The 16,369-nt window shown below is 70.3% G+C and carries 17 protein-coding genes; 7 read left to right on the top strand and 10 right to left on the bottom strand.

What is annotated here, in order from left to right; all coding sequences use genetic code 11:
* Window positions 1-58 precede the first annotated feature (58 nt).
* On the bottom strand, window positions 59-1,246 hold the full coding sequence (gene xylA / locus QNO21_RS01335) for a xylose isomerase (protein ID WP_257519881.1): 1,188 nt from the start codon (window positions 1,244-1,246) through the stop codon (window positions 59-61).
* A gap of 162 nt (window positions 1,247-1,408) precedes the next feature.
* Here xylA and QNO21_RS01330 point away from each other — a divergent pair, with 162 nt between their 5' ends.
* Window positions 1,409-2,470 carry a DUF916 domain-containing protein gene (locus QNO21_RS01330; protein ID WP_257519880.1) on the top strand — a complete coding sequence of 354 codons (1,062 nt, stop codon included), beginning with the start codon at window positions 1,409-1,411 and terminating at the stop codon, window positions 2,468-2,470.
* A 70-nt stretch (window positions 2,471-2,540) separates the two neighbouring features.
* Here QNO21_RS01330 and QNO21_RS01325 read toward each other — a convergent pair whose 3' ends face one another.
* The gene (locus QNO21_RS01325) at window positions 2,541-4,619 is read right to left on the bottom strand and encodes an endo-1,4-beta-xylanase (protein ID WP_257519879.1); all 2,079 of its coding nucleotides are present in this window, start codon (window positions 4,617-4,619) and stop codon (window positions 2,541-2,543) included.
* 271 nt (window positions 4,620-4,890) lie between these two features.
* Here QNO21_RS01325 and QNO21_RS01320 point away from each other — a divergent pair, with 271 nt between their 5' ends.
* Entirely contained in the window at window positions 4,891-6,060 is a 1,170-nt protein-coding gene (locus QNO21_RS01320; RefSeq protein WP_257519878.1) for an ROK family transcriptional regulator, read from the top strand.
* Here the strand turns inward: QNO21_RS01320 and QNO21_RS01315 are convergent, their stop codons facing one another.
* Window positions 6,061-6,777: an NRDE family protein gene (locus tag QNO21_RS01315; RefSeq protein ID WP_257519877.1), complete on the bottom strand. Its 717-nt coding sequence runs from the start codon at window positions 6,775-6,777 to the stop codon at window positions 6,061-6,063.
* A 53-nt stretch (window positions 6,778-6,830) separates the two neighbouring features.
* Between QNO21_RS01315 and coaBC the strand changes: the two genes are divergently transcribed.
* Complete coding sequence (gene coaBC, locus QNO21_RS01310; RefSeq protein WP_257519876.1) at window positions 6,831-8,063, top strand: bifunctional phosphopantothenoylcysteine decarboxylase/phosphopantothenate--cysteine ligase CoaBC; 1,233 nt, start codon at window positions 6,831-6,833, stop codon at window positions 8,061-8,063.
* On the opposite strand, the gene QNO21_RS01305 is transcribed toward coaBC, so the two are convergent.
* Window positions 8,060-8,197, bottom strand: coding sequence for a hypothetical protein (locus QNO21_RS01305; protein WP_257514006.1), 138 nt, complete (start codon window positions 8,195-8,197; stop codon window positions 8,060-8,062). The two genes, coaBC and QNO21_RS01305, sit on opposite strands and share 4 nt — an antisense overlap.
* 114 nt (window positions 8,198-8,311) lie before the next feature.
* On the opposite strand from QNO21_RS01305, the gene QNO21_RS01300 reads away from it, so the two are divergent.
* Complete coding sequence (locus tag QNO21_RS01300; protein WP_257519875.1) at window positions 8,312-8,644, top strand: DUF7882 family protein; 333 nt, start codon at window positions 8,312-8,314, stop codon at window positions 8,642-8,644.
* A 16-nt stretch (window positions 8,645-8,660) separates the two neighbouring features.
* Here QNO21_RS01300 and QNO21_RS01295 read toward each other — a convergent pair whose 3' ends face one another.
* From QNO21_RS01295 to QNO21_RS01280, 4 genes are all read right to left on the bottom strand, one after another.
* On the bottom strand, window positions 8,661-8,978 hold the full coding sequence (locus QNO21_RS01295) for a DUF7882 family protein (RefSeq protein ID WP_257514008.1): 318 nt from the start codon (window positions 8,976-8,978) through the stop codon (window positions 8,661-8,663).
* A 4-nt stretch (window positions 8,979-8,982) separates the two neighbouring features.
* Window positions 8,983-9,312 (bottom strand): DUF7882 family protein, encoded by a 330-nt coding sequence (locus tag QNO21_RS01290; protein ID WP_257514009.1) that lies wholly within the window; start codon window positions 9,310-9,312, stop codon window positions 8,983-8,985.
* 101 nt (window positions 9,313-9,413) lie between these two features.
* Complete coding sequence (locus tag QNO21_RS01285; RefSeq protein WP_257514010.1) at window positions 9,414-9,653, bottom strand: hypothetical protein; 240 nt, start codon at window positions 9,651-9,653, stop codon at window positions 9,414-9,416.
* Between the two features lie 85 nt (window positions 9,654-9,738).
* Window positions 9,739-10,248: a MarR family winged helix-turn-helix transcriptional regulator gene (locus QNO21_RS01280; RefSeq protein WP_257514011.1), complete on the bottom strand. Its 510-nt coding sequence runs from the start codon at window positions 10,246-10,248 to the stop codon at window positions 9,739-9,741.
* A gap of 87 nt (window positions 10,249-10,335) precedes the next feature.
* On the opposite strand from QNO21_RS01280, the gene QNO21_RS01275 reads away from it, so the two are divergent.
* The gene (locus QNO21_RS01275) at window positions 10,336-12,813 is read left to right on the top strand and encodes an MMPL family transporter (RefSeq protein WP_257519874.1); all 2,478 of its coding nucleotides are present in this window, start codon (window positions 10,336-10,338) and stop codon (window positions 12,811-12,813) included.
* Between the two features lie 61 nt (window positions 12,814-12,874).
* A complete protein-coding gene (locus tag QNO21_RS01270) occupies window positions 12,875-14,347 on the top strand; it encodes an alanine/glycine:cation symporter family protein (protein WP_257514013.1) in 1,473 nt (490 codons plus the stop codon).
* 1 nt (window position 14,348) lies between these two features.
* Here QNO21_RS01270 and QNO21_RS01265 read toward each other — a convergent pair whose 3' ends face one another.
* Window positions 14,349-15,035, bottom strand: a complete 687-nt coding sequence (locus QNO21_RS01265; protein WP_257519873.1) for a DUF899 family protein — start codon at window positions 15,033-15,035, stop codon at window positions 14,349-14,351.
* Window positions 15,036-15,121: 86 nt separating this feature from the next.
* Between QNO21_RS01265 and QNO21_RS01260 the strand changes: the two genes are divergently transcribed.
* Window positions 15,122-15,775 carry a TetR/AcrR family transcriptional regulator gene (locus tag QNO21_RS01260; RefSeq protein ID WP_257519872.1) on the top strand — a complete coding sequence of 218 codons (654 nt, stop codon included), beginning with the start codon at window positions 15,122-15,124 and terminating at the stop codon, window positions 15,773-15,775.
* A 19-nt stretch (window positions 15,776-15,794) separates the two neighbouring features.
* Here the strand turns inward: QNO21_RS01260 and QNO21_RS01255 are convergent, their stop codons facing one another.
* The gene (locus QNO21_RS01255) at window positions 15,795-16,337 is read right to left on the bottom strand and encodes a YaeQ family protein (RefSeq protein WP_257519871.1); all 543 of its coding nucleotides are present in this window, start codon (window positions 16,335-16,337) and stop codon (window positions 15,795-15,797) included.
* Window positions 16,338-16,369: the final 32 nt, after the last annotated feature.

The following is a 16,369-nucleotide window of genomic DNA, read 5'->3' as shown; positions in this document are numbered from 1 at the left end:
CTGTTGAAAAGGACGGATGCCGCCTCACGCGGCATCCGTCCCCCCTTCTGCACCTGGGTCAGCGAGCGCCCATCAGGTGCTCGGTGGCCAGCTGCTGCAGCCGCACGAAGCCGAAGCCCTTGCCGCCGAAGTACACCTCGGGGTCGAACTCCTCGTAGGCGGAGCGGTCCGCGAGGAAGTCGTCGTAGGACTCGCCCTCGTTCAGCGTGGGCACCGACAGCTCGTCGACGCGCGACGCGGCGAGCGCCTCCTGCACCTCGGGGTCGGCGCGGAAGGCCGCGGCGCGCTCCTTGAGCAGCAGGTAGGTGCGCATGTTCGCGGCAGCCGAGTCCCACACGCCGTTCTCGTCCTCGGTGCGCGAGGGCTTGTAGTCGAAGTGACGGGGGCCGTCGTAGGCGGGCACGCCGCCGGGGCCGCCGTTCTCGAGCAGGTCGACCAGGGCGAACGCGTTGTGCAGGTCGCCGTGACCGAAGACGAGGTCCTGGTCGTACTTGATGCCCCGCTGGCCGTTGAGGTCGATGTGGTAGAGCTTGCCGTGGTACAGCGCCTGCGCGATGCCGGCGGCGAAGTTGAGCCCCGCCATCTGCTCGTGCCCGACCTCGGGGTTCAGACCCACGAGCTCGGGACGCTCGAGCGAGTCGATGAAGGCGAGCGCGTGCCCGAGGGTCGGCAGCAGGATGTCGCCGCGAGGCTCGTTGGGCTTCGGCTCGATCGCGAAGCGGATGTCGTAGCCCTTGTCGGTGACGTAGTCGCCGAGCAGGTTCACGGCCTCGCGGTAGCGCTCGAGGGCCGCGCGGATGTCCTTCGCGGAGTCGTACTCGGCGCCCTCGCGGCCACCCCACATGACGAACGTCTTCGCACCGAGCTCGGCGCCGAGGTCGAGCTGGCGGAAGACCTTGCGGAGGGCGAAACGGCGCACGGCCCGGTCGTTGGAGGTGAAGCCGCCGTCCTTGAACACGGGGGCGGAGAACAGGTTGGTCGTCACCATGGGGACGATGAGGCCGGTGTCGGCCAGCGCGCCCTTGAGGCGGTCGATCTGCGTCTGACGCTCGGCGTCGCTGGAGCCGAAGGCGAACAGGTCGTCGTCGTGGAACGTGAGGCCGTAGGCGCCGAGCTCCGCGAGCTTCTCGACGGCGTGAACGACGTCGAGGGCGGGACGGGTGGGGCCGCCGAAGGGGTCGGCGCCGTTGTAGCCGATCGTCCAGAGGCCGAACGAGAACTTGTCGTCGCGGGTGGGGGTGGGCATGACGCTCCTTCGTTGGTGGCGCTAAATGTTGCTGACGACAACGTATACCGGAACGGAGGCCGCGTCCAGCCCATCCGCCTCCCGCCGCGGTCCGGTACGTTGACCGTGCCGATGGCCCGTCCTAGGGTCACGTTTATTGCGCACTCCGACCGAAGGGCACCCGTGAACAAGACCGTTTCGCTCCTCGCTGCGACGGTTGTGGTGGCTCTCGCCCTCGCTCCCACCGCGGCTGCCGCCGAGAGCACCGAGGGCGCGACGACCTGGTCGATCGAGCCGGCCGATGCGAACGGCCCGAACTCGCGGGTTTCACTGCGGCACACCATCGACCCCGGATCGAGCGCCCAGGACTTCGTCACGGTCACCAACTTCAGCGCGCAGCCGGCGTCGTTCGGCGTCTATGCGAGCGACGGGATCATCTCGGACAGCGGCGACTTCGACCTGCTGCCCCCCGAGGAGACGCCCGTCGACGGCGGGTCGTGGATCAGCGTCGCGGCCGTCGAGGGCTCCACCCCGCGCCCCGGAGGCGGACAGGTCGTCGCCCTGGATGCCGGGGCAGCCGTGACCATCCCCGTCACGATCAGCGTGCCTGCGGATGCCTCCCCGGGCGACCACCCCGCGGGCGTGGTCGCCGAGTTCGTGCAGGGCGACGGGGACGCCGTGCAGATGGCCAGCAGGGTCGGCGTCCGGGTGCATCTCCGCGTCGCGGGCGACGTCGTCGCCGCGATCACCCCCGCCGGGGTGACGGCCACGTGGCAGCCCTCGTGGAATCCGTTCGCCCCGGGCACCGTGCAGGTCGGATACACGCTGGCCAACGACGGCAACGTCAGACTCGGCGCCACGACGGTCGTCGGCGTGGAAGGAGCATTCGGGCTCGGTGCGACCAGCGCGTCCCAGGAGATCCGAGAGGTCCTTCCGGGCCGGAGCGCACCGGCGAGCGTGGCATTGACCGGCTGGCCGCTCGTGTTCGGCTGGGGCGAGATCACCGTGACGCCCGTGGTCGTGGGCGAGGACGACATCGCCGCTCCCACCCAGACGGCATCCACGACGTTCACCGTCTGGACGATCCCCTGGGCACAGCTCGCCCTCCTCGCCCTGCTCGTGCTCGCGTTCTTCGTGCTCCGCAGTCAGCGGCGCCGGTCCCGTGAGCGGATGCAGGCACGCATCGATGCCGCCGTGGCCGATGCCGTGGCATCCGCGCCCGCCCCCGAGGCCGCACGGCCGTAAGCCGCAACGCACGCAGAAGGGGGGTGGATGCCGTCGGGCCGGCGTCCACCCCCCTTTGCATGTCCCGGTGTCAGTCCACCGGGAACAGCGACACCGTGAGGGTGCCCCGGTAGGTGCCCGGAGGCGTGCCGATGGGCACGTCGAGCACCAGGCCGGCGCTCAGCTCGGTCGACCCGTACCGGCCGTCGTCCGTGGCTGCGGCCAGACGCTGTGCGGTGGCCAGACCAGGCCCATCGCTCAGCGCCGTTGCGACCCACGCTCCGGCAGAGACGCCGGGGCGCGGGGTGAGCACCTTGGGCGTCCAGCCGAGGTGGTCGGCGGTCAGCGTGCGCTCACCGGCGACGAGCGAGGTGGACTGGCCCGAGGTGGACCACCCGCCGCCGCCCGCCTGCTCGTCGTTGCGGGAGTCGGTGACGGTGATCGTGGGCAGCGTGCCAGTGAATCGCAGCCGGTCGCCGGCGTTGCGGCCGCCCTCGAGCGTCACCGCGTCGCCGTGGTCCGCGACGGTCATGGCCAGGGTGCCGGGCTCGGTGGCCTCGGGCACGGTGGCCTCGACCACGATCCCGTCGCCGTCTGCCGCGTCGCGGTCGTACCAGCCCTGCGGGTCGGACACCGCCCACATGGCCAGCTTCTCGGACCAGTCGCCGTTCAGCAGCAGCGGGTTGTGGGTGGCACGCCAGCTGCGCTGGTCGTTCAGGCCCCAGAACGTGACCCGGTCGATATCGTCGGCGTACTTCGTGTACACGGAGAAGTACTCGGCGAACCGCTGCGCCTGGATCTCCTCGAGCTCGGCGCGGTGCGAGATCTTGTCGACCCAGTAGGTGAACTCGCCGCGCGAGATGCGCTCGCGCACCTCAGGGTCGTTCAGGTCCCGGTAGTTCGCCGCGTCCGATGTCTCGGGCTCGGCGTTCCACGCCTCCCAGACGAAGAGGTCCAGCTCGCTGATGGCGACCTTCAGGCCGGCATCGATGGCCTGCTGGATCGTCGCCTCGACCGACGCGGCGTTCGAGCACGCGCCCGCCTGCCAGCCTTCGGCATCCTCGTCGATCAGACCGCCGAGCTCGGTGCGGTCACCGCACGCGAAGGCCGGCGTCTGGCTGATGTAGTTGTGCGACTGCATGCCGAGGGTCTCGATGAGCGGCCGAGGGTCCTCAGGGTAATCGACGGCATACCGGGCGTTGAGCTCCTTGGCCATCGTGATCGCCGCTCGGCCCTTGCCTGCCGACTGGAACATGTTGAAGTCGTTGTACTGCAGGTTGACCTCGGGACCGTACTGGCGCGCGAACACGAACGCGTCGTAGATGAAGTCGCCGGGGGTCTCCCCCGCTGCGGCGTCCGCCCCCTCCGCGTAGACCTGGTACCAGTTCGACTGCCCGCCGTTGGGGCCGCCGCGCAGGAAGTCCTGCCAGTTCTGGGTCGCCGGGTCGAACGAGTCCAGCCCGTCGACGAAGGCCTCGTTGACGACGTCCCAGGTGGGAACGCGACCGCTGAAGTGCGTGAGCACCTCCTCGATGTACTCCCGCATGTTCTCGCGGGCCAGCTCACGGGTGCCGCCCGTGGTGCCGGAGTTCAGCTTGGGCGGCGACTGTCCGTGCCACACCAGCACGTGGCCGTGAACCGTGGATCCGCGGGCGATGGTGTCGTCCACGAACTGGTCGGCCTGGCCCCAGTTGAACGTGAAGTCACCGGTGGTGTCGTCGATGTTGGCATTGGGCAGCAGCGACTCGGGCTTCATGGCGTTCTCCGCCGTGATCACCTCGAAGTCGCGCTCCATCCGCTCCGACGCCGGCGAGCCCGCCTCGTACGTCTGCGGTCCCGACCAGATGTTGCCCATCTGGAAGAGCCCGTCGTAAACCTCCTTCAGGGGTCTCGCCTGTGGCCGGAACGACGTGTCGATGACGACGTCGGATGCCGGCATGGTGAACGTGTCCAGGCGGGCCCGGAGCCAGTCGAGCTGCTCGGACGTCCAGCCGCCCCAGACGTTGCCGTCTGCGGGCGTGGCGTCCAGCTGCACGGTCTCGCCCGCAGCGTACGTCCCGGCGCCGGTGGTCTCACCGCCGCCGGTCACGCGGATCTCCACGTCATACGTCTCGGCGGCCTGCGCCGGCGAGACGAGCCCGGTCATGGCCAGCGCCAGCGCCGCCGCCACGGCGACGCCTCCCGCTGGGCGACCTATGCCGCGCCTTTCGGTTCCGGCGCGAGCGCGGCGGAATGGTGAATGTTGCATCGTGCGACCTCTTCCTTGAGTCCCGATGTGCGGGGTCACCCCCGCGAGGTCGTCCGACCGTAACGAGGGCGCGGCAACCCGTCAAACGTTTTCGACAACGTTTCCCTCCCCGTTGACGCACCCCTGTGGCGGGCGTAGTCTCTCGGGCTCCGCCCTCCCGGTGCGCGCCGCCGCCGTCACCTAGGGTGGTGCCGTGACCGACTCCCACATACCCGGCGACGGCGTGCGGCAGCGCAACCTGTCCCGCTTGCTGCGCCTGGTGCATCAGGGGGGGCCGCTCTCCCGCGCGACCCTCACCGAGACGACGGGACTCAACCGCTCCACCATCGCGGACCTGGTCTCCGAACTCGCCCGCCGCGCGCTCGTCGTCGAGCAGGCACCCGCCGCCGTCGGACGGGTGGGCCGCCCTTCACCGGTCGTCGCAGCATCCCCCGACGTCGTGGCGATCGCTGCGAACCCCGAGGTCGACGCGCTCGAGATCGCCGCCATCGGGCTGGACCGCACTGTGCGCCTGCGAGACCGCATCGAACTGGACCACCTCGCAACCCCGGATGAGATCGCCGGCCTGCTCGCCGCGCGCATCACACAGTGGCGCGGCGATGCACTGGCATCGGCCCGGATCGTCGCCGTGGGGCTCGCCGTTCCGGGCCTCGTGCGCGCCATCGACGGTCTCGTCCGCACCGCGCCGCACCTGGGTTGGACCGACGCCCCGGTGCGCGACCTCGTCGCCCGGGCCACGGGGTTACCCACCGCCGTCGGCAACGACGCCTCGCTGGGCGTCATCGCCGAGCACCTCTTCGGAGCCGGCCGAGGGGTGGATGACCTCGTCTACCTCAACGGCGGCGCGAGCGGCATCGGCGGTGGCCTGATCGTGCAGGGGATGGCCGTGGGCGGCGCGGGCGGCTACGCCGGGGAGTTCGGGCAGAACCGCCCCGGCATCGCCAACGTCACCGACCGTCGGGCTGGTGCGGGCGTGCTCGAAGACGAGGTCAGCCGCGCGCGCCTGCTGGCCGTGGCCGGCCTGGCGTCGGCCGACGAGCCGACGCTCGCCGCGGTCCTGCACACCAGCACGTCACCGTCGGTGACCGAGGAGGTGGCGCGGCAGCGCCGCATCCTGTCCACAGCCCTGGCGAACGCCGTCAACGTGCTGAACCCCTCGGTGGTGGTGCTGGGCGGCTTCCTCGCGACCCTGGCCGGGCCCGACCTCGACGGGCTGCTGCAGGCGGTGCGAGCCCAGGCGATGCCGGCGTGCGCCGAGGATCTGGAGATCCGCCCTGCCCTGCTGGCCGAGGACCGGCTGCTCGTCGGCGCGGCAGAGGCGGCGTTCGACGCGCTGCTGCGCGACCCCACGACGCTCGCCTGATCAGGCGGCGCCGATCGCGTCGCGCTGCCACACCCCCGGGCGATCGAGGGCGCCGTAGTGCACCTCCACGCCGTCCGGTCCGACGCACGCCGTGCACAGCAGCAGCGACAGCGTCTGGTACCCGAACGGTCGGTTGTCGCGGATGATGGCGCGGTCATCCTGCGGCGACAGCGCTGCGGACTCGTCGAGCACCGCAAGCCACTCATCGAACGCGCCCGCCGGCGGCCCCGCCGCGCGGAAGCGATCGAGCCACGCGTCGATGCGGGCCGTGCGCCGGTCGTCGACGTCGTCGTGGGCGATCATGTGGATGCCGGGCTCGAGCCGCTGCTCCCGCCGGGCCAGGCCGTCCCACGAGACGACGCTCACGCCCTCCGGGCCCACCTCGACGAGGTTGAACCCCCGTGTGGTCGGGACCGCTTCGGGTGAGCGTCCCGCGATCGATTCCAGCACCAGGGCGCCCCGGGTGGTCACCTCGTCGTCCGGCCGCGCGCTGAGGTCCTCGCGGTTGAGCACGACCGCGAGCCGCCGGCGCTGCGGATCGGCCGCGAGCCATGCACCGCCCGCGCGGCGATCCCTGACACCGATCGCCCCCGGGTGCTGCTGGACCCACCAGGGCCCGAGCCCGTCCCACTCCCTGTCGGGGTCCTCATCTCGCACGGCGATCAGCCGCACCGGTTGACGCGAGGACTCGGGCACCGCCACGATCACCGTGCACATCCGCGTGTCTCCCTTCGCCGTCCCGCGCGCCGCGCACATGCGACAATCGAGCCGTGTTCGTCGTGGTCGGAGTGACCGGTGGCATCGCCGCCTACAAGTCCGTGCATCTGGTGCGTCTCCTGGTGCTTGACGGTCACGACGTCCACGTGGTCCCCACCGACGCCGCGCTGCGCTTCGTCGGCCGGCCCACATGGGAAGCCATCAGCCGCAACCCGGTGACGACCTCGCTGCACGACGACGTGGCCCAGGTGCGCCACGTCGCTCTCGGTCAGCGCGCCGACCTCATCATCATCGCACCCGCCACCGCCCACACCCTCGCGAAGATGGCGACCGGGCTCGCCGACGATCTGCTGGGCACCACGCTGCTGGCCACCCGGGCACCGGTCGTCGTTGCCCCGGCGATGCACACGGAGATGTGGGAGCACCCCGCGACGAAGCACAGCATGGCCGTGCTTCGGGAGCGCGGGGTGCATGTGATCGGCCCCGGCTCCGGCGCCCTGACGGGCACGGACTCCGGCCAGGGGCGCATGAGCGAGCCGGACGAGATCTACGCGTCCGCCATGGCGATCGCCCGGGCGCGCACCGACCTCGCCGGGCTGCGGGTCGTCGTCAGCGCGGGCGGCACCCGCGAGCCGCTGGACCCGGTGCGCTTCCTCGGCAACCGTTCGAGCGGTCGGCAGGGTGTCGAGCTCGCACTGGCAGCCGTGGCGCGCGGGGCCGAGGTCATCCTGGTGACCGCCCACGTCGACGGCGACGCGCTGGCTCCGGCATCCGCCGACCGGCGCATCCGCATCCGCCCGGTCGGCACCGCACGCGAGCTGCAGCAGGCGATGCGCGACGAGGCCGCAGACGCCGATGTGCTCGTCATGGCGGCAGCCGTGGCCGACTACCGCCCGGCGCAGGTGTCGACCGCCAAGCTCACCAAGGAGCACGGGGACGGCACCCTCACGCTGCAACTGGTCGAGAACCCCGACGTCGTCGCCGGCCTGGCGGCCCACCGTCGCGAAGGGCAGACCGTGGTGGCGTTCGCCGCCGAGACCGGCGCCGACGCCGTCGAACGGCTGGAACGCGCCCGCGGCAAGCGGGAGCGCAAGGGCGTCGATCTGCTGGTGCTCAACGAAGTGGGCTGGGAGCGGGGGTTCGAGTCGACCCGGAACGCCGTGGTGATCGTCGGAGAGGGCGGCGCCGTCGTCGGAGAGGCCGCGGGGACGAAACGGCAGACCGCGGACGCGGTATGGGATGCGGTCGTCGCCCTGCGGGGACAGCTCGGCTCGTCGCCCGACTAGCGGCGCGGGAGGCGGCGTCGCACCCGCGGCAGCAGCTCGCCGTCGACCACGTCGAATTCGGGAAGCTCGGCGAAGAGCGCTGCTGCCTTCGCCTCGGTCTCGGCCGGACTCGGCTCTTCTGAGGGATAACGCACGGGGACACCTCCTCGGTTGTCCCCACCACCTTGCCTCGCGACCCGGCGACGCGGTGCGGTCTTGACAAACGGCGGCACGTGCGCTGACGCGCCCTTGTTGGGTATGGTGGCGCCGTGGGCACCATGTTCTATGGCGGCGAGATGACGGCGATCCCGATCGAGGACCGGGCGCTGGCGCACCTCAAGGTGGTCATTGCCACCAAGCTGCGCCGAGGCGAGAGCTTCACCGTCTCGTGGCGCCACGCCGATGACGACCCCCGCGGCCGCAGCACCATCTGGGTGCACCCGTCGATTCCGCTGCGCTTCGTCTTCGACGATCCGGAGCCGGCGGTCCTCAGCCGCGCGTGGGTGGAGGAGCTGGCCGCTTCGGCGAACTCCTCCGGCGGCATCATGCTCGTGCCGGAACAGCTGGATCCGACGCCGGCAGGCAGCGGACCCGAGGCCTAGCTGCCGCGCTGGGACGTCAGCCCTCTTCGAGCACCGCGTCTTCGCGGGGCTCGGGCACCACGCTCAATCCGTTCGGCCCACTGGCCGCCTGCATGAGGGCCTCCACCCATACGCGGTTGATCCGCGGGGAGCGGCTGCCGTGGAAGAGGAACTGCAGGGGAACAGCGGGGTGGATCCAGAAGCTGCGGCGGTCGCTGCCGGTTCCTGCGTCGACGTCGAACATGAACGGCTCGCCGCGACGCAGCTTGTTCATGAACACGATCCGCAGGTGCGCGAGGGTGCGGTCTTCGACCTCCACCGAGTTGCTGACCGTGTCGTAGATGAATCGCCCCATGCGGTCAGCGTACCGGTCCGATCACCGGCTCCGGCACCGTGTCGGTCAGGTCCACGGACAGCCCGCCGGAAGAGTTCGCCGCCGTGGCGAGATCGCGGATGACGTCGGGGTTGAGCACCTCGGGCTCGTCGGAATCGAAGACGAAGCGCAGCGGAATCGAGGGCTGCAGCCAGATCGTGCTGCGACCCCCCAATTCATCCGGAGCGTGCTGCCACGACAGGGTGAAGCTCTCGCCGCGGCGGAGCTTGGTCGCGATGACAACCTTGAGGTGAGCGAGGAGGCGATCGGGAATCTCCACGCGTGCCGCGTTCATGCCGTAGTACAGATCACCCATGGTGTTCCTTATCCCCCCGCATTGCTAGCTCGCCAGATTACTAGATTGTCTAGCGAAATGCACGTGTAGAAAGTTAGCGGCGCGGCGAGGCGATCACAGGCTCAGGCGGGGGGCTCGCCGAGCATCTCCCGTGCCCCATCCTCCACCGCGGCGGGGATCACGAGGGGCCGACCGGCGCAGAACGCGTCCCATTCCCTCACCAGGAGCGCCTCGATGCGCGCGCTGGTGATTCCCGGGAACTCGGCGGCGAGCCGCGATGCCGCGGCGGTGAAAGAGACCACCACGACGCCGTCGACCTGCAGCAGGGCGCCGTCGGCGGGAGCGGATCTCGCGTCGTTCACTCGCCCATGCTTTCACGTCGCCCGCGAGCAGGCGAATGTCAATTCGACGGGTAACTCCGCGGCCGAGTAACTAGTCCAGATCCGCCTATTCGTGCGGCTCCACCTGGTCCACGGCGTCCTGCAGCCGCGTCAGGCACTCGATGACGGCGCGGCTCTCCTCGGGCGTCATGTCTCGGACGGCATCCATCATGCGCGCGTGCATGGTGCCGAGCGTCTCGCGCACCTCCTGGTCGGACTTCTCCGTGGCGATCACGTGGATGCTGCGGCGATCCGTGGGGTGGGGCCTGCGCACGATGTGACCGGACTTCTCGAGGCGGTCGATGATGGCTGTGGTCGAGGCGGTGGACACCGCCAGGTAGCGCGCCAGCTCGGACGGCGACACCCGGCGGTCCTCAGCCTCGGCCTTCAGCAGGTAACGCAGCACGAGCAGTTCGTTCTCGCCCATCGACATGGCCTCGCGGGTACGTCGGCGCATCGCCAGCTCGGCGGCTCGATAGACGCGGAACGCCTGCAGCACTTCCACGGCACGGCGCTGGCGATCGTCGTCACCGTCGCGGTACCAGTAGTGAGCCGTCGCAGCATCGGGGTTGGACACGTCGGAATCCTATTGCACCGGTTCGCGCATAGATTGGATACCGGCCCGCTGCCACACCTCCTCTCCTTCTGTCGAAAGGGTCCCTCCGTGGCCGAACTCCTCTTCCGCCTGGGCCGATTCAGCGCACGGCGCGCCTGGACCGTCATCGTGGGCTGGCTGATCGTGCTCGGCCTGGCCGGCGGCGCCTTCCTCACCTTCGGCGGCTCGCTCGCGTCGAGCTTCGGCATTCCCGGGACCGAGACGGAGCGCGTCAACGACCAGCTCTCCGACACGTTTCCGGACCTGACCGGCGCGAGTGCGACGGCGGTGTTCACCGCAGACGACGGCGCGGAACTGACCGACGAGCAGCAGCGCGCGGTGTCGGCGCTCCTTCAGGATGTCGCAGACGTCGACGGCGTCGCCGCCGTCACCGATCCCTTCGAGGTCGAGGCGCAGCGCGCGGCGCAGACCGCGCAGCTCGAGACCGGTCGCGAGCAGCTGCAGGCAGGCCTCGCCGAGCTCGACGCCGCCCAAGCCCAGCTGACGGCTGGCCAGCAGCAGCTGGATGCCGCCATCGCGCAGGCCCAGGCGGCGGGCTTCTACGACATGGCCGCCGCGCAGTTCGACCAGCAGCAGGCACAGCTGGACGCCGCTGCCGCGGAGATCGAAGCGGGGCGCGCCCAGATCGCCGAGCAGACGCAGCAGCTCGACGAGGGCGCCGCCCTCATGGGCCTCGCCGACGAGATCCGGGTCGTGTCGCCCGACGGCGCTACCGCGCTCGCGGCGATCCAGTTCGACGAGACGATGTTCGACCTGCCGGAGTCGACCAAGGGGGAGATCGCCGACATGCTCGACGCCGCCGACATCCCCGGCGTCGAGGTGGACTACTCCGCCACGATCGCCGCCACGACCGAAGGCCTCATCGGCGTGGGCGAGATCGTGGGCGTGGCCATCGCCGGCCTCGTGCTGCTGATCATGATGCGGGCACTGCTGCCTGCCGTCACGCCGCTCATCAGCTCGGTCGTGGGCGTCGGCGTCGGCGTCGCCGGGTCCCTCGCCTTCTCCGACGTCGTCGAGATGGCCTCGGTCACCCCGATCCTCGGCGTCATGCTCGGGCTCGCCGTGGGCATCGACTATTCGCTCTTCATCATGAACCGCCATCGCCGGCAGATGCTGGCCGGCATGTCGGTGCCCGAGTCGGTGGGGCTGGCCAACGGCACCGCGGGCAACGCCGTGGTGTTCGCCGGGTCCACCGTGATCGTGGCGCTGGCGGCGCTGCTGGTCACCGGCATCCCCTTCCTCGGTGTCATGGGCATCGTCGGTGCGGTCTGCGTGCTCATCGCGGTGCTCGTGTCGATCACCCTGACCCCGGCGATCCTGGGGCTCATCGGCATGCGGGTGCTCACGCGCAAGGCGCGCGCGACCGTCGGGCACCCCGACCACACCAGCCCGGAGATCAGGCCCATGCGCACCTCTCGCGCGGTCGGCGCGGCGGCGCTCGCCGTCATCGTGCTGCTCATCGTGGCGATTCCGGCACTGTCGATGCGGCTCGGGCTGCCCGACGGTTCGAGCGAGGCCACGGACACCCCGCAGTACCGCGCCTACACGACGGTGGCGGAGGAGTTCGGCGCGGGACAGAACGGTCCCCTCCTCGTCGTGGCCGAGACCCCGCAGACGGTGGACGAGGCCGACCAGGTCGCGGCGCAGGTACAGCTGGGGACGCTCCTCGCCGACCACGATGACGTCGTCGCCGTGGCGCCGGTGGCCGTCTCGGACGACGGGCGCGTATTCGCGTTCCAGGTCATCCCCGCCGAGGGTCCCAACAGCGAGAGCACCGAAGCGCTCGTGCACGAGCTGCGCGACGCATCGCCACTCGAGGGCGGCATCACTCTCGGCGTCGCGGGCCAGGCTTCGGGCAACATCGACGTGTCGCAGAAGCTGGCCGATGCGTTGCCGGTCTACCTCGCCGTGGTCGTAGGGCTGTCGCTGCTCATCATGATCCTCGTCTTCCGCTCGCTGCTGGTGCCGATCATCGCGACGGCGGGCTACGTGCTGTCGCTGTTCGCGGCGCTGGGCGCCGTAACCGCGATCTACCAGTGGGGGTGGCTTGCGGACGTGTTCGGCGTGCACGACCCGGGACCGGTGCTGAGCTTCGCGCCGATCATCATCATGGGCGTCCTGTTCGGGCTCGCCATGGACTACCAGCTGTTCCTGGTGTCAGGCATGCGCGAGGCCTACGTCCACGGTCTGCCTTCACGCGCCGCCGTCGTGGCCGGGGTGCGCGGAGGCCGTGCGGTGGTCACCGCCGCGGCCATCATCATGATCTCCGTGTTCGGCGGCTTCGTCTTCAGCCACCTCGGCATGGTGCGCCCGCTGGGCTTCGGCCTCGCGATCGGCGTGCTGTTCGACGCCTTCATCGTGCGCATGATGCTCGTCCCCGCGCTCATGCATCTGTGCGGGAACGCCGCCTGGTGGCTGCCGAAGTGGCTCGACCGCGTCATGCCCGACGTCGACGTGGAGGGCTCGGCGCTCGAGCGCGAGCACCCGGTGCACGGCGTCGCGGCCCCCGAGGCGGCGCGCGCGTAGCGTCTCGCGCGGCGCGGCGCCACTGGTCGAAACCTCGCGCAACCCGAACGATACTGTCGGGATGGATGCCGTGAACGATGCCGTCCTCGCCGCCGGAGACACCCTGTGGACGTGGGCGGTGCTTCCCATCCTCGCGGTGCTCGGCATCTACTTCACCGTCCGCTCCGGCGTCGTGCAGTTCCGCCTCATCCCTGAGATGTTCCGCACCCTCGGGGATCGCACGCCCCGCTCCGAAGACGGCACCCCGCAGTCGGTGTCGGCATTCCAGGCGTTCACGCTCTCCGCGGCATCCCGTGTGGGTGTCGGCAACATCGCCGGCGTCGGTACCGCCATCGCCATCGGCGGCCCCGGTGCGGTGTTCTGGATGTGGACGATGGCGTTCATCGGGGGCGCCTCGAGCTTCGTCGAATCCACCCTCGGCCAGCTGTTCAAGGTGCGCGATGCCGACGGCTTCCGCGGCGGCCCCGCCTACTACATGCAGTACGGGCTGAAGGCGCGCTGGATGGGGATCGTCTTCGCCGTGATCCTCATCGTGTGCTTCCCGTTCGCCTTCAGCTCGCTGCAGGCCAACACCATCAGCGCCACCGTCTCGTCGAGCTTCGGCGGTGACGTCTCGTGGGTGCCGTGGGTCGTCGGCGCGGTCCTGGCGGCCCTCACCGGCCTCGTCGTGTTCGGAGGACTCCGCCGCATCGCGCACGTGACCCAGGCGGTGGTACCCGCGATGGCGCTGGCCTACCTGCTGCTCGGCCTGGTGATCGTCGCCCTCAACATCGAGCGCCTCCCCGAGGCGTTCCTGTCGATCTACACCCAGGCCTTCGGTTTCAACGAGGTGGTCGGCGCCACGCTCGGCGTCATCATCATGAACGGCGTCAAGCGCGGCATGTTCTCCAACGAGGCCGGCCTCGGATCGGTGCCCAACGCGAGCGCGACCGCAGCCGTCACCCACCCCGTCAAGCAGGGGCTGGTGCAGACCCTGGGCGTCTACTTCGACACACTGCTGGTGTGCTCGATCACGGCGTTCATCATCCTCGTCTCGACGCCCGACCTCGCCGGCGCCGGCCGCGGCATCGGGTTGACCCAGAACGCCATCGTGGGAACGCTGGGACCCTGGTCGAACATCCTTCTCAGCATCATCATCTTCCTGCTGGCGTTCAGCTCGATCCTCGGCAACTACTACTACGGCGAGTCGAACATCGAGTTCATCTCGCCGAAGCGTCGCTTCCTGCAGACGTACCGCGTGGCGGTCGTGCTGGTGGTCTTCCTCGGGTCCATCGCCTCGGCCGATCTGATCTGGAACACCGCCGACGGCATCATGGGCATCATGGCGCTGGTGAACCTGGTGGCGATCGCCCTGCTGTCGGGGCTCGTCTTCCGGCTGCTCCGCGACTTCACACAGCAGCGCAAAGAGGGCCGGGACCCGGTCTTCACGCGCGACCGGCTCCCCGGCGTCACGGGGATCTCGTGCTGGGAGGACGAGCGCACCGTCACCGGCGTGGTCCCCGTGATCACGGGCGACGAGCACCGGCGCGGCTGAGTCAGGCCGGGCCGTACAGGCGGGCGATGTCGGGTGAATCGAGCCACCCGGAGTAGGTCGGCACCTGCGGCCACCCCTCCGGCGAATCCTGCCACTCCTCCTGGCGCCCCCACGGCAGGATGTCGACCAGCGGGAAGAAGTGGCTGAGCTGCTCGGTTCCCCGGCCGTCGGTGTGCCAGGTGCGGTAGACGGTGTCGCCGTCGCGCAGGAACACGTTCACTGCGAAGCCGCCGCCCGGCGGCGCGCCGACGTCGGCGCCGAAGTCGCTTCCCCCCGTGGAGTACCAGTCCATGCGGTTGCCGACCTTGTCGCGATAGGCCAGCGCCTCGCCGATCTCCCCCTGCGTGACGATCACGAACCGGGCATCGTAGGGCTCGAGAAAGCCCAGCCGCGTGTACTGCGACGTGTGGCCGGTGCAGCCGCCGCACTGCCAGTCGGCACCGTCGCGCCACATGTGGTGGTAGGTGATCAGCTGGCTGCGCTCCCCGAACAGGTCCACCAGCCGAACCGGGCCGTCGGCTCCGACCAGGGTGTAGTCCGGCATCTCGACCATCGGCAGCCGACGCCGCTGGGCGGCGATCGCGTCGAGTTCGCGGGTGGCCGCTTTCTCCCGAACGCGCAGCGCCGCGAGCTCCCGCTGCCAGGTGTCGCTGTCGGTGACCGGGGGCAGGCCCGGTCGCTGCGTCATCGCTTCACTGCTCATGTCGCCCCCAAAGTGCACGGCGTGCACATGTTATGTTGACAGCGTACACATCGAGCAGGGAGCGTCAAGGGATGCCGCCGAAATCCGCCGTCGACGCCACCGCCGCCCGCGAGGCGTACCACCACGGTGACCTGCGCAACGCGCTGCTCGACGCCGGCCTCGACCTGACGCGTCACGGCGGCCCCGACGCCGTGACGATACGCGAGGTCGCCCGCCGGGCAGGAGTCGTGCCGACGGCGGTCTACCGCCATTTCGCCGACCGCGAGGCGCTCGTGGGCGCGATCGCCCTGCGGGTGCAGCAGCAGGTCGCCGATCGCATGCGTGAGACGACCTCCCCCGACGAGGGCTCCGCGAGACCGGCCGGGTCGGCGCGCGGGCGCCTCCGCGCCGTCGGGCTCGGGTACATCGGCTTCGCCCTGGCCGAGCCGGGCTGGTTCGAGCTCGCCTTCGGCGGCGCGAGGGCGCTGCCCGACGCCGTTGACCCCGCCGCACTTCCGGCGCCGCTGGCGATGCTCGTCAGGGCGCTGGACGACCTCGTCGTCGAGGGTGCGCTGCCCGCCGAGAGCCGGCCCGGCGCGGAGTGGCCGTGCTGGTCCACCGTGCACGGGTTCGCCCTGCTCGCCCTGCGCGGCCCGTTGCGGGCCCTCTCGCGCGACGCGGTGTGGGCAGAGGCCGAGCGCGCAGTCGACACGGTCATCGACGGCCTGCTGATGCCGGCGGTCTAGCGGTACGCGCCTGCGGCCGCTAGACGGCGAGCGGACGGCGGTGGATCTGCGAGGTGATCGACACCCCGTTGAGGTCGAGGTAGATCTGACCCTCGGTGACCGACAGCGTCGCGCTGTTGCGCCGAGCGATGACAGCGGCGGCCGCATCGACGAACCCCGCGTCGAAGCTGTGCAGACCGATCAACTCAGGCCGGTGTATCGGCTTTCCCGCCCACAGCGCGAGCAGCTTCTCGGGATCGCGGTGGGTGTACACCGCGGTGCGATCGGCGAGCTTGCTGCCGTAGTGCAGGCGCGCGGCATCCGGAGATCCGACCTCGATCCAGGCGGTGATGCGACCGGTGAGGTCTCGTACGAGCACGGCGGGCTCATCGGTGGCCGAGATGCCCTCGCTGAACGCGATGCCCTCCTCGTACTCGAGGCAGTACGCCAGCAGCCTCGTGACCATGAATGCGTCGGTCTCGGAGGGATGACGGGCGACCCGCAGCATCAGCTCGTCGTAGACGCCGCGGTCGACGTCGGCCAACTGCACCGTGAAGGTGTGGATCACTGCGCCTGCGGCCATAAGGTTCGAGCCTACGCGGCGCGCGGCGCCGC

Source organism: Microbacterium sp. zg-Y818, from assembly GCF_030246905.1.
Classification (GTDB): Bacteria; Actinomycetota; Actinomycetes; order Actinomycetales; family Microbacteriaceae; genus Microbacterium.
Note: the sequence above shows the minus strand (reverse complement) of the source record. Positions and strands in the feature narration are given on the sequence as shown.

Bases quoted from the DNA above. Each gene is read 5' to 3' on its own strand.
- QNO21_RS01290 (WP_257514009.1), bottom strand. From the start codon at position 9,312: ATGGGTGATCTGTACTACGGCATGAACGCGGCACGCGTGGAGATTCCC.
- QNO21_RS01270 (WP_257514013.1), top strand. From the start codon at position 12,875: ATGGATGCCGTGAACGATGCCGTCCTCGCCGCCGGAGACACCCTGTGG.
- xylA (WP_257519881.1), bottom strand. From the start codon at position 1,246: ATGCCCACCCCCACCCGCGACGACAAGTTCTCGTTCGGCCTCTGGACG.
- QNO21_RS01260 (WP_257519872.1), top strand. From the start codon at position 15,122: ATGCCGCCGAAATCCGCCGTCGACGCCACCGCCGCCCGCGAGGCGTAC.
- QNO21_RS01295 (WP_257514008.1), bottom strand. From the start codon at position 8,978: ATGGGGCGATTCATCTACGACACGGTCAGCAACTCGGTGGAGGTCGAA.
- QNO21_RS01265 (WP_257519873.1), bottom strand. From the start codon at position 15,035: ATGACGCAGCGACCGGGCCTGCCCCCGGTCACCGACAGCGACACCTGG.
- QNO21_RS01315 (WP_257519877.1), bottom strand. From the start codon at position 6,777: ATGTGCACGGTGATCGTGGCGGTGCCCGAGTCCTCGCGTCAACCGGTG.
- QNO21_RS01255 (WP_257519871.1), bottom strand. From the start codon at position 16,337: ATGGCCGCAGGCGCAGTGATCCACACCTTCACGGTGCAGTTGGCCGAC.